Here is a 13,480-nt window from a genome sequence, read left to right on the forward strand (position 1 = left end):
TTAAGCCAAAATAAAATATTTACTTTCCAAGGAGATTATATGTATAAGAAAATTTCGCTAATTGATAAAGAAATTGCAGAAATAATCAATAATGAAGCAAAGAGACAAACTGACCATATTGAATTAATTGCCTCAGAAAATTACGTTTCTGAGCAAGTACTAAATGCTGTTGGATCGTGTTTGACAAATAAATATGGTGAAGGATACCCTAATAAAAGATACTATGGAGGCTGTGAATTTATTGACCAAATTGAAACATTAGCACAGGAAAGGGCAAAAAAACTCTTTGGTACTAAATTTGCAAATGTTCAACCATATTCAGGATCAGTTGCTAACGCTGCTGTTTACATGGCCTTGTTAAAACCGGGCGATAGAGTATTAGGTCTTTCTCTTGATTCAGGAGGTCATTTGACTCATGGTTACAAAATCTCTTTTAGCGGAATTTTTTATGAATCATATACTTATTCAGTTGACGAAAATGGAGTAATAGACTTTAATGAAGTCTTAAAAATAGCTAAAAAGGTTAAACCTAAAATGATTATATGCGGATACTCAGCCTATTCGCAAATTGTAGAATTTGATAGATTTCGAGATATTGCAGATGAAGTAGGTGCATATTTATTTGCAGACATATCGCATATCTCGGGGTTAGTGATAGCAAAATTGCATCCATCACCAGTAGGTTATGCCGATGTTATTATGACAACAACTCATAAAACACTAAGAGGGACAAGAGGTGCAATTATTCTAACAAATGATGAAGAATTGGCTAAAAAGATTGATAAGGCAGTTTTTCCTGGTTGCCAAGGGGGAGCCTTGTTTCATCAAATTGCTGGTAAAGCTGTTTCTTTTTATGAAGCGCTTCAACCTGAATTTATTGATTATCAAAAACAGTTATTGATTAATTCAAAAGTTTTTTGTCAAACTTTTATGAATAAAGGAGCGAAAGTTATTTCTGGTTTAACAGCAAATCATCTTTTTATGATTGATGTTAAAAGTACATATGGTTTAACTGGCAAAGAAGCATCAAGAGTATTACAAGAATGCAATATCACCGTTAATAAGAATTCAATACCGAACGATACAGAAACACCATTAGTATCTAGCGGCATTAGATTAGGATCGGCCGCCATGACTTCTCGTGGTTTTGGAGAAGATGAATTTATCATTTTAGCTAACCTAATGGATAAGTTGTTAAGAGATCCAAATAATGAGAATTTAAAAACAGTTATTAAAAAAGAAGTAGCTAAACTAACTAATATGTTTCCAATAAAAAGAAGTTACATCAAAAATTAATGTTAGAGGTTTCAATGTTAGAAAAATTAGAAACAGATATTAAGAACTGAATTGGTTCAATTGCTGGTGTAGTTGATTTTAAGGCTTTGGATGAAACAAATATGGTTAATTTTGCTAATACAGGAATAGTTGTGGAAAAGATGCCGAAACAAAAAAACGGAATTTCTGTAACTATTGGATTAATAATTTTGATAAACTTAAATGCAAAAAACCTAGTGGAAGAAATATACCAAATCTTAACCTATAAACTAAAAAGCGAAAATATAAAATTATCAAAACTTTGTGTTTTTATAAAAGGAATAAGTAATGAAAAAAATTAACGGAAAACAATGGCTGGGCGCTATTTTGTCTGGTGCTTATAATTTAAGCAACAAGCAAAATCTTATTAATGCATTGAATGTTTTCCCTGTGCCTGATGGTGATACAGGATCGAATATGACATCAACAATTATTGCAGTTGAAAATATTAAGGCAGATGAATTTAGCAATATTTCTGATATTTCCAGTCAAATAGGTCAATCATTATTATTTTCCGCCAGAGGTAACTCTGGGGTAATTTTAAGCCAAATTTTTAAAGGTTTCGCAGTTGCTTTCAAGGATAAAAAAGAGATAAATTCTTATGATTTGGTAAAAGGGTTTGAGGAAGCTTATAAATACGCTTACAAAGCTGTTTTAAAACCTGTTGAGGGGACAATATTAACTGTTATCAGACAAACATCAGAAGGGTTAAAAGAAAAAATTCTTATTGATAGTGATATTACTGACGTTTCACGTGTTGCCGTGGAACTTGCCAGAATAAGTTGCGATCATACACCTGATCTATTACCGGTTTTAAAAGAAGTTGAGGTTACTGATTCAGGAGGTGAAGGTTTGTATGCTATTCTTGAGGGAATGCATTTATACTTTCAAGGTCAACCTATTACACTTTTGGAAAAACAAACTGAGGTAAATAAATTTATATCTGATAATGAAGTTTTTGATGGTGAGTTTGGTTATTGCACCGAGTTTATTGTCGAATTAAAAAATAAGAAAAAATTCAAAAAGGATTTATTAATTTCGAAATTAGAGAAACATGGTAGTTCAATGGTTCTTGTGCAGGATGACTCATTTTTAAAGGTTCATATTCATGTCACTAGACCTGGTGATGTTTTAAATATTGCCAATAGCTTAGGACAATTTATAAAAATTAAGATTGAAAATATGACCTTACAAGCTAATGATAGTAAAAGAAATAAAAATGATAATAATAGTAATGATCAATGTTGTGACGATAATCAACATGATTGCGGTCCAATAAAAAAGACCGCTGTAATCTCATGCAATTCTGGAACTGGCATTATTGATCTTTTGAAAGAAAATGGTGTCTCGTATATTGTTGAAGGTGGGCAAACTAATAACCCATCAATAAATGACATTGTATCCGCTATTAACGCCGTAAGAGCTGAAACTATTTTTATTCTTCCAAATAATAAAAATATTATCCTCTCAGCCCAACAAGCCTCAACTATCGTGCAAGATAAAGAAATTATAGTAATTCCAACAAAATCACAGGCCCAAACACTAAGTATTTTATTTAACTATAGTGAGGAAAATAGTGTTTCTGATAATCAACAACTAATGAATGATGCTCTTTTAAATATTCATTATGGCGAGGTTTCTCCTTCAATTAAAACTACTAAACTCAACGGTATTAAGGTTAAAGCCGGTGATTTCATGGCTATAAAAGAAGGGAGATTGAAAGATACAGATCCAACATTTAATGGTGCAGCAATAAAATTACTTCATGAATTAATTACTCCCGAAACGCAATTAGTTAACATTTTTTATGGCCAAGATGTTACTGAGTCAGATATAGATGAATTACAAAATTATATTGAAATAAATTTTGATGTAGATATCGAAATACACAATGGTGGTCAAAGTATTTATCCTTATTTAATTTCAGCGGAATAGGAGAATTGAAATGAAAAAAATAGTTTTCGATGTAATGAATAATGATAATGGTTATAAAGAAGCAATCCAAGGCGCATTGGCCTTTATGAGTAAAAATAAGGATTATCAAATTGCCTTAGTTGGCGATAAAAAACTTATTGAAAAAGAAATTAAAAACAATACTTATTTAATAAAAAAAGAAGATTTTATAATTATTGATTCACCCAATTTAGCAACCATCAATTCTTCAATAAGAGACGTTTTAAAAAAGCCATCATCAATGTTGGATGCTTTTAATTATTTAAATGAGAATGATTTTGATGCAATCTTGAGCAGCGGTGATAGCGGGTCTTTTATTTCATTAGCAACCCTAAAAACAAAAAGATTACCAAACGTTTTTAGACCTGCTTTTATGCCCATATTGCCTACAATGTCTGACCATTTTTCCCTGTTATTAGATGCCGGCGCAAATATTGATACACCAGCTCAATATATTAACAACTGAGCTATTGTAGCTAGTAAATATTTTGAATTAATTTTTAAAAAATTTAACCCAAGTATTGGATTGTTAAATGTTGGCACTGAGGAATATAAGGGTAGCCAAAATATCAAAAACGCTTACACGCTATTAAAGGAAAATAAGAAAATTAATTTTTATGGATTTATTGAGCCTAACGATGCTATTGCCGGAAAGGTTGATATTATTTTAGCTGAAGGACAACAAGGAAATATATTTCTAAAAACTCTTGAATCTTCATTTATTAATTTTGGGAAACTTCTCAAGAAAATAATTTATAAAAATATAAAAACAAAGATAGCGGGTCTTTTTTTGAAAAATGATTTGAAAAAATTTAAAGAAAAATTTGACTACCGAAATATTGGCGGTGCATATATAATTGGTTTAGAAAAAATTGTTGTTAAAGCTCACGGCGGTTCTGATGAATTAGCATTTGAAAACGCATTAAACCAAATTAAGCTTTTGCTAGAAAAGGAAGATTTTATAAAGAACCTTTCAAAGCAATTGGGGGATATTGAAAATAATGAAATTTAATGGTAGTGATTTAAAAATCCTAGATAATGTCTTGCCCTTTTTAAAACAATTGGGAGTAAAAACAAAAGAATTAAGTGATGAACATTTGTTTATTTTAATAACTGCATTTACACATAAATCTTTTACGAACGAACATAAGACAAGACCTCATAATGAATATCTTGAATTCATTGGAGATGGTGTATTACAATTTGTTGTAACAAGTTGAATTGCCAATAAATTTCCGCAATATGAGGCAGGTTTAGCAAGTAAATTAAGAAGTAGTATAGTAGATAAAAATAACCTTGCCAAAATTGTTGAAAAGTACTCATTATTTAAATGATTAAGATATGGTAATTCTGCATTTTCTAATGGAACTAATATCAAAACGAAATCTAATCTTTATGAAGCATTTATAGGTGCTATATATTTGGTTTATGGTATTGAGGGGGTAAAGAAAATTACTGACCTAACATTATGAGAATCATTTAATTTGCAATGTAACAAAACCCATGTGCATCCTAAAAGCGAGTTGCAAGAATTATTACAACAATTTAGTCATTCTAGAATTGAGTATGTTACCGAAATGCTTCCTAACAATGAATTTGGTTCTATTGTGTTGCATGAATCTCAAAGATATGGCGAGGGTTATGGTAAATCTAAAAAAGAAGCCGAAACCAATGCTGCAATTAATGCGTTGAAAAAATTAAGAAGAAAATAAATAAAAACGTCTTTTATGTTGAATACATACAAGACGTTTTTTAATTATAATTAAAAGGTTATTTTGTTAAAATAATTCAACTTGATTTGTATCATTTAAATTATCTAATATACCTAGTTTTTTTAGTTCGGAACAAATCTTAGAATTTACTTTTCCTCTCTGGCAAAGATCTTCGATAGATAAAAATTCTTGCTGATTTCGAGCATTAACTATTTGTTCTGCAACGGTATCACCTAGTCCATCAACAACAATAAATGGCGGTATTAAGGATTTGGTTTTTTCATCAACAATTCAATCCTTGGAATGAGATATTGATAAAGAAACGTTTTGAATTTTAAATCCCCGAGCATACATTTCCTTTGTTATTTCAAATGTGGTAATTAATGCTGACTCTTTTGTTGAAAGCGCATTACTTATATCGTTCTTCCTCTTTTTTAAATTCATTAGTTTTATATCAACGCTAGTATACCCTTTTGACATTGTTTCAATATCAATTGCATCTGGTCTTATTGAAAAATATGAAGCGTAAAATTGTAGAGGATAATAAAGTTTATACCAAGCAATTCTTCAGGCCATAATAACATAAGCCGTTGCATGAGCCTTAGGAAACATATATTCAATTTTTTTTAGTGAATTAATGTATCAGTCTGGAACATTATTTTTTATTAATAGTTCTTCTTGCTCTGCGGATAAGCCCTTACCCTTACGGACTTTTTCCATTATTTCAAAGGCTTTTAATGGCTCGATATTTTTTCTTATTAATTCTTGCATAATATCATCACGACAACATACACAGTCTTTTAATTTAAACCCTTTTTTGACTAACTCTTCAGCATTTCCGGCCCACACATTAGTTCCGTGACTTAGACCACTTAATAAGATTAAATCATTAAATGTGCGTGGTTGCGCTTCTCTTAACATGTTTCTAACAAAACCCGTTCCAAACTCTGGCAAACCATAAGCACCTGTAGTTTCACCATCAATCATTTTTGGATCGATTTTTAGCGATTCAGTTGTATAGAATAACTTCATAACTTCTGGATCAGATTTTGGTATGTCTTTGGCATTTGTTTTTGTTAAATCTTCAAGCATTTTTATTGTTGTTGGATCATCATGACCTAGTAAATCAAGTTTTAAAACATTATCATGAATGGATTCAAAATTAAGGTGTGTAGTTTTTCATGAACTATTAACATCATTTGCGGGATAATTAACAGGTGTAAAGTCCTCAACATCAAATTCCTTGGGAATAATAATAATTCCTCCCGGGTGTTGCCCTGTTGTCCTTTTAACCCCGGCCGATTTATTTGCTAAGAAATCAAGAAAAGTTCTTGATCACGGCGTTTCACTTAATCGCACTTCTTCCATATATTTTCGGCAAAAACCATATGCGGTTTTTAAGGCAATTTTAGATATAGTTCCGGCCCTGAATGAATGATTTTCACCAAATAATTCCTTAACTAAATTGTGAATTTTTGGTTGATAATCACCACTGAAATTTAAATCAATGTCCGGAACTTTGTTAGCTTCAAAACCTAAAAAGGTTTCGAAAGGTATATTATGCCCATCTTTTGAGAGTTTTTTATTGCAATTTGGACAATTCTTATTAGGGAGATCCCATCCTGAATATATATTGGGATCATTATTTCATTCAAAATATTTGCATTCCAAACATAAATAATGTGGTTCAAGTGGATTAACTTCTGATATTTCTGATAGGTTAGCTACTATCGAGGAACCTACTGAGCCACGACTGCCCACTTGATAACCATCTTCATTTGAACGTTTAACTAATTTATGGCTAATTCAATAAATTACTGAGTAACCATACTTAATAATAGGGTTTAACTCTTTTTCTATTCTTTCAATGATTATTGGATCGGGACTTTTTCCATATTTTTTATAAAGATTTTCATATACTAAATTACGCAATTTAGTTGGTGAATCATCAAAGGTCGGAACATACAATTTATCTTTAATAACTTGTATGTTCTCAATTTGATTAGCAATTTTTTTGGGATTATAAATAACAATATCTTTAATTAATTTTTCATCGCCTAAAAAAGCGAATTCATCTAACATTTGTCTAGTTGTTAGATATTGCAACTTTGGTTGTGTTTTTCTTTTTAATCAATGTACCCCACCGCCAAGCGAAGGAGCGTTAATGTAAATGGCATGAATAGTTTTTTGAAAATCATAAACATATCTTGAATCAGATGTTGCAACACACATTTTGTTAAGCTTTTTGCATTTTTCGATTAAGTCATGATATGCGAATTTAAGATTTTCTCATGAGATAAGTTCCTCACCCTCTACTAAATACACAAAAGATGAAATCGGTGGCAATTCAATATAATCAAAGTTAACAATTTCTTTTTCTATTGATTCATTTGTACCCAGGATTATTTTGTCCCATAATTTTGAGCGATGTGCCCCTGAACCAAACAAAATATTATTGTATTTTATTTTATCCTCAATGTAAAACTTTGGACCGTCATTATAATTTTTTGTTAGTGATAAAGATAGAATATTGAATAACTCTTTAAGGCCTCTTTGGTTTTTTGCTAATACTCTTATTTCGGAAGACATTATTCTGTTTGATCATTGTGTAGCATCAACATTTAACAGCTCGGATGCACTAAAGATGTTTTTTTCAACGGCTAATCTTGTGATCATTTTTAATCAGACTTGAGCCAAAGCATGAGCATCATAATCAGCCCTATGGGCATCGCTAAATGTATAAATAACATTATGTCTCTTACATACATAATTCATTTTATGCCTTGCTTCACTTTTATCTAAAAAATATGAAACCCACAAGGAGTCAACACAAATTAGATTGCTTGTATCAAGACCTAATTGTCTAAATTTTTCCATACACATATTTATATCAAACGCAGCATTGTGTGCTACACCAATGCGCCCGTTTAAAATAGAATGGATTTTTTTAATTCCCTCTTCAGGGGATAGCCCCCCTTCTAAAAGTTGTTCATTTATTTTGGTTAGTTCTTTGATTTTTTGGCTTAGTGTCTTTTTTGTTTTGATAAAAAACTGAATTTTTTCTACTATTATGCCATTTTTAATTATTGTAGCTCCAAACTCAATAATATCGTCAAAGCGGCATGATAGTCCTGTAGTTTCGAGGTCAAAAACAACGTACTCAGCTTCTTTTAAATCAAAATCCTTAAATTTTTCATATCCCTTAAAAATTAAATTTTTCTTTGAAATTGTAGATAGTGTTGCTCCGTATATAGGTTTAATTCTTTTTTCTTTTTTTAAGGCATTATAGAAAGATGGGAAACTTTGCACATTATCTAAATCCGTAATTGCGATAAATTCATGGCCATATTTTATGGCAGCTTTTATATATTCATTTGGGGAAGAAATTCCGTCTTGAACACTCATGTGTGTTCTTGTGGCTAAATCTATTCTTTTTTCAACCTCATTATCTTCGGCTAATGAAGTTATTGGCTCTGTTTTGGTAAACGCTTGCGCACCGTATGCCATTATAACCTTAGCTTGTGTAAATTTGTCATCAGTTAGCATACCTGTTACATAAATAGTATCGCCTTCATTGATAGAAGGTTTTTCTTCTGATTCGTTTTGAATAAAATTGACAGAAATAGCTTCGTTATAATCTGAAATTTTTAATGTTAAAAGGCGTTTGTTATTTTTTAACGATTTCCATTCTAAAAAATAAATTTCCCCTTTTACAATAACTCTTAGTTCTTCAAATGTTGTTAAGGCGGTAGCAATATCCATTTCAACTAATTTAGCCTTAGGTTTTGCGTAATATTTTTGACCGCTACTATTTGTTGTATTTTTATCTGGATTTTTTTGTGAAAAACTTAATTCCTCTTTTTGCTGAATTGAGTAGGAGTTTATTAAATTGTTTATGGTTTTTTTCTTACTATTATTTGAATTATCAGCTAATTTATAAATAGGTTTAAGAAATTCAAATCCTATTTTTTCTAGTCCTTGAACAATTAGGTTATTATTTTGTTTGAATTTCTCATATGCAGTTTTTAATGGAATAAGAAAATTTATTTCATTGTCAGTCACTTCTATATGAGCCGAATTTATAAAACCAGAAATGTCATTCAATGAAGGAAAACTTTTATCAATAACATATTTTAGATAGTCAGCAATGTTTTTTTTATCTAAAATAACATTTTGAATAATTAAATTAATGCGGCATTTTGGAAATCGAGACTCGACAGCTTTATGAAATTTCTTATATTCATTGATGTTAATATGTTGATCAAATTGTACATCAAAAACTCAGTTTTCAAATCCCTCTTTAATAGCAGGATGTACTAATAAAAGTTTAGCACCATCAAATTCATTAGATGGCTCAAATTTTACCTCTTTACATAGTTGTTTAAAATATTCATCCATCATATGAATTACCTCCAAATCTAATTAATAAATAATATTATTGAAGTCATGATTACAACAAATGAAGTTGAATCAAAACGATCCATAAAACCACCATGCCCTGGTATTAAATTTGAAAAATCCTTTATTCTATATAATCTTTTGATTAGCGAAAAAACAAGATCGCCTAGAATAGATATAAATGGTAAAAGGAATATGCCAGCTACTAATTGTTTTCAATTAGTAAAAATAGAAAATGTTTTGTTTTGTGTTATATGGCCTAAATACATTGTTATAAATACAAAAATCGATCCAAATATAAAACCTACAAAAGCGCCCTCTCATGACTTCTTTGGACTTATTTTAGGAGCCATCCCTCGTTTAATTAATTTTTTTCCAAATAAAGAACCGCCGACATAGGCCATTGTATCAGTGATAACTGGTATTATAATAATGGCGAAGACAAAATATAAATTTGCAGCGTTATATATAAACAAGCTTTTAAAAGCAAGTGGAATAAATCATGTTGAAAAAATAGCAATAAAATAAGAAAAAATAAAGTCTCTTTTTATGGTTTTAGTAATGAAAAGATTTACTAGAAATATGCAAGTTATAAAGAGAATTATTAGCAATAGCTGTAATGCTCTAAATTTAGATAGACTATCATATCCAAAAAAAATTGATTTTTTTATTTGTTTTGTTACTATTAATATATTTGAACCAGTTGTTTTTGCAAGACCTATAAAATTACTATGTTCTGGTTGCGCTGAGAACCAATCCAGTGGAAAAGCCCAAACTAATACTGTTAAAATAGCTATAAGAATATTTTCCCATCTTTTTAAAATGTTATGAGAAAGAACCTCATAAGTTGCTCATGCAGAAATGATAGCAAAGAAGGAGAAGCCAATAACTTTTCCTGGTATTTTTCCAAAATATGTTATAAATAAAAAAGGCAATAAAATTAATGCTAAAATCATTGCTGACTTTATTCTTAGCTTAATATTTTTCATATTTAATAATTATAGACACTAACAGTTTATTAATGATGTAAAAAAAGTTTTATATTTATATTTTTTATAGTAGATTTTGTAATAGAGGATATTAAAGTTACAAATATATTAATTTTATTAATTTGCAAATCAATAATATAACATCGGGTGGTTCTAAATCTATTTATGTTCCTTTAATCATATCAATCCTAAACAAATTAAACTTTTTTCCAAATGTTGATTTAGATGAAGAAAATCTTATTATTTTGTCTAAAGTACTATACAAAATTGAAAAATTTGACACATTATGGGGACTTGATTTTAAAGGCCAATCTCTAGGTAAATCAATAATTAATAAAACAAATAAATTGTTATTCAAAGGTAATAAACCTGTAGATGTTGAATTTGCTAATCAAATTTATAAAGAACTTATTAAGATGCTATCGTTAAATGATGAAGACGATAAAAATATTAAATTATTGCGCGAACATCTTAATAATAAATTTAATTATGAAATAACTGATGAGAATTCATCATTTAAACCAGTGTCAAATAAACTATATAAATTAATTATTGTACGCGTATTTAGCGGTTTCAAAAATATGCGCGAACAGCCGTTTTGATACGAAAAGTTTAGAAGTGAAGATGAACGTCAAAATGATTTAAGCTATTTAAAATTAAGTTATGAACACATAATTCCTCAAAAAGCTTCAAAGGAAGTGCGCGAAGATTCAAAGAAAATGAATAAGGATTTCAATACAGACTATATGACATTAGTTTACAAGATTGGTAATGGTGATTTAATGTTTAAGTCGGATAACTCAAGATTAAGTAATGAAATGGTTAAAGATCCAAGTAAATATAATATGGTATCAAAAACAAATTTTGCATTAAACACACCAATAATGTCCTTGCTACCGGATAAAGATGGTAATTTTACTGAAATATCTTTTAGTCCAACACTTGACTGAAAAGATATTAAAAGTGAAGAAGATTTTAAAAATCGAAAAAAATCTATTGATGAACGTACAAATCAAATTATTGAAGCCTATATTTATATTATGTTTAGCGATAAAGCAAATAAATTAAAGTAACATTAATAGAAAATGCACTATATAAAACATTAATTGTAAACAAAACAAAAATATCTATAGTCCCTAAGATGAAGTATCTAGATTCCTAGATATTTTCAAAGAAAAATGAGATTATAAGTATCACTATGTGCTTAAAAGTTGACAAAAAAACATCGATGAACTAATTGCTTTTTTAATTTTCTAACCGAAATTAGAAAGCTCATTTATACAACAAATATCATCGAAAATTTGAATAGAAACATTAGAAAAATATCAAGAAACAAAACTTCATTTCCTACTGATGACTCTTTAATAAAGATAGTTTATTTTGCAATCTAAAATCAATTAGAAAAATGAAATAAAGTTGTTTTTAATTGAGGTCCTGTTTTTGTATAATAAATTTACATTTGTGTAATTGCTATTCTCAAATCACTTACTAAAAAGTAAGTCAGGGATTAACTTACACATTTTTTTACACTACCTTTAGAATTTTGCGCAATGTTTTTTATTAAAAGAGACAATTTGTTAAAATCCCGTTTGTGAATTTATTAATAATTTAAGTTTAATTATTTCTTTTTTTATTTTTTATAATTAAAAGACCCTTCCTAATAAAATTTCTTAAGAAAGGTCTAATAGATTTACACAAAACTTTTTTAGTTTTAATGAGATACATTAATCTTTTATTATAGTTTTGCCTTTTTGCACAAGTATACTTCTTATAAATTTACTTATTTTTTTATTCTCAGTAATTCCGATGAACTATTTTAATTTTATTAAATTGTCATTAAATCTTTTTCTTTTATTTTGGTTAGTGAATTTATGTTTTCAATTGATTTGTCTATCTCTTTTTGGATTTGGTCCAAATAATTCTTTTGTAGATCTTCTGACAGTTCTTTATCTGCTTTGATGTGTTTATTAATATCCTGGCGGATTTGTCTTATCCCCACCTTTGCTTGTTCAGCGATTTGATTTAATAATTTAGTCATTTCCATACGTTTTTCTGTTGTCATTTGCGGATAAATTAATCTTAATTGATGTCCCATATTAATAATAGTAATATTTAGTTTTTGGTCTATAAGAGTTTTTTCAACTATTTTTAGAATTGCCATATCATAAGGTTTAACTAATAATTCTAATGGTCCATTTGAACTTATTGAAGCTAATTCATCTAAATTCATTCACGATTCATAGTAATTAATTTTAATTTTATTAATCAAAGCGGGGTTTGCTTTTCCGACAGCAACTTTTAATGATTGCACTTCAAAATTGTCGATTGTTTTTTTAATATTCTTTTTTAAATCTTCTATATAAAAACTTAACTCCATAATTCCTCTATTTTTTATTAGCAATGATTGTATTTGGTATCTTATTTTCAATTGCTCTTAATAATGCTTCATTTTCATTAATATCAAAAACTATTATATCAATATTATTTTCTTTTGCCATTGATGCAGCGGTTTGATCAATAACCTTAAGGTCTTTTTCAAGCAATTCATCATAAGTTAATGTATTGAATTTAATTGCATTTTTATTGAATTTAGGGTCACTATCATACACACCATCAATATTGTTTTTACCCATTAATATTGCATCAGCTTCTATTTCGGAAGCATATAATGTTGAAGCGGTGTCTGTTGTAAAAAAAGGTCTACCAGTTCCGCCAGCAAAAATTACTACCTCGCCACTTTTTAGGTATTTTTTAGCCTTTTCGTTTATATAAACCTCGCAAACCTTGGGATCTAGTGTTAATGAAGATAATACTCTAGTTTGTAATCCGTTATGTTCGAAACCTGATTGTAAGGCAAGTGCGTTCATAGTCGTTGCTAGCATACCAATGTAATCAGCTCTAACTCTTTGAATACCATTTTTCGCAGCGCTTGTTCCCCTTCAAAAATTACCGCCGCCAACAACAATTGCAACCTCGACATTATTGGCAATAATAACTTTAAGTTGTTTAGCAAATTTTTCAACTAGCTCATAGTCAATAGCTAAATGTTTTTCTTTATTTGCCAATCCTTCTCCTGAAAGTTTTATTAAAACCCTTTTATATTTATAAGACATT

General features: G+C 29.2%; 11 protein-coding genes. 7 read left to right on the plus strand and 4 right to left on the minus strand.

Annotation, left to right across the window (positions count from 1 at the left end; translation table 4 throughout):
- The first annotated feature begins 39 nt into the window (after positions 1-39).
- From glyA to rnc, 5 genes are read left to right on the plus strand one after another with little or no spacing between them, the layout of a single operon-like run.
- Positions 40-1,296: a serine hydroxymethyltransferase gene (gene glyA / locus ACT1UH_RS02790; RefSeq protein WP_444704896.1), complete on the plus strand. Its 1,257-nt coding sequence runs from the start codon at positions 40-42 to the stop codon at positions 1,294-1,296.
- A complete protein-coding gene (locus tag ACT1UH_RS02795) occupies positions 1,296-1,616 on the plus strand; it encodes a hypothetical protein (RefSeq protein ID WP_444704897.1) in 321 nt (106 codons plus the stop codon). Before glyA ends, ACT1UH_RS02795 begins: the two co-directional genes overlap by 1 nt.
- Entirely contained in the window at positions 1,603-3,249 is a 1,647-nt protein-coding gene (locus ACT1UH_RS02800) for a DAK2 domain-containing protein (protein WP_444704899.1), read from the plus strand. Before ACT1UH_RS02795 ends, ACT1UH_RS02800 begins: the two co-directional genes overlap by 14 nt.
- 10 nt (positions 3,250-3,259) lie before the next feature.
- A complete protein-coding gene (gene plsX, locus ACT1UH_RS02805) occupies positions 3,260-4,279 on the plus strand; it encodes a phosphate acyltransferase PlsX (RefSeq protein WP_444704900.1) in 1,020 nt (339 codons plus the stop codon).
- Entirely contained in the window at positions 4,269-4,979 is a 711-nt protein-coding gene (gene rnc / locus ACT1UH_RS02810; RefSeq protein WP_438340505.1) for a ribonuclease III, read from the plus strand. The genes plsX and rnc overlap by 11 nt, the downstream gene beginning before the upstream one ends.
- Before the next feature lie 66 nt (positions 4,980-5,045).
- Here rnc and ACT1UH_RS02815 read toward each other — a convergent pair whose 3' ends face one another.
- Both ACT1UH_RS02815 and ACT1UH_RS02820 read right to left on the minus strand, forming a co-directional pair.
- Positions 5,046-9,380 (minus strand): PolC-type DNA polymerase III, encoded by a 4,335-nt coding sequence (locus tag ACT1UH_RS02815; RefSeq protein ID WP_444704901.1) that lies wholly within the window; start codon positions 9,378-9,380, stop codon positions 5,046-5,048.
- Between the two features lie 17 nt (positions 9,381-9,397).
- Entirely contained in the window at positions 9,398-10,366 is a 969-nt protein-coding gene (locus ACT1UH_RS02820; RefSeq protein ID WP_444704902.1) for a phosphatidate cytidylyltransferase, read from the minus strand.
- A 122-nt stretch (positions 10,367-10,488) separates the two neighbouring features.
- Between ACT1UH_RS02820 and ACT1UH_RS02825 the strand changes: the two genes are divergently transcribed.
- Together ACT1UH_RS02825 and ACT1UH_RS02830 are read left to right on the plus strand one after the other, a co-directional pair.
- Positions 10,489-11,439: a hypothetical protein gene (locus tag ACT1UH_RS02825; RefSeq protein WP_444704903.1), complete on the plus strand. Its 951-nt coding sequence runs from the start codon at positions 10,489-10,491 to the stop codon at positions 11,437-11,439.
- A 228-nt stretch (positions 11,440-11,667) separates the two neighbouring features.
- Positions 11,668-11,757: a hypothetical protein gene (locus ACT1UH_RS02830; protein WP_444704904.1), complete on the plus strand. Its 90-nt coding sequence runs from the start codon at positions 11,668-11,670 to the stop codon at positions 11,755-11,757.
- Between the two features lie 434 nt (positions 11,758-12,191).
- Here the strand turns inward: ACT1UH_RS02830 and ACT1UH_RS02835 are convergent, their stop codons facing one another.
- Together ACT1UH_RS02835 and pyrH are read right to left on the minus strand one after the other, a co-directional pair.
- Entirely contained in the window at positions 12,192-12,743 is a 552-nt protein-coding gene (locus ACT1UH_RS02835; protein ID WP_438340511.1) for a ribosome-recycling factor, read from the minus strand.
- A 7-nt stretch (positions 12,744-12,750) separates the two neighbouring features.
- Complete coding sequence (gene pyrH, locus ACT1UH_RS02840; protein ID WP_438340512.1) at positions 12,751-13,479, minus strand: UMP kinase; 729 nt, start codon at positions 13,477-13,479, stop codon at positions 12,751-12,753.
- Position 13,480: the final 1 nt, after the last annotated feature.

The organism is Mycoplasma sp. 332, assembly GCF_052378275.1.
In the GTDB taxonomy this organism is placed as follows: domain Bacteria; phylum Bacillota_I; class Bacilli_A; order Mycoplasmatales; family Metamycoplasmataceae; genus Metamycoplasma.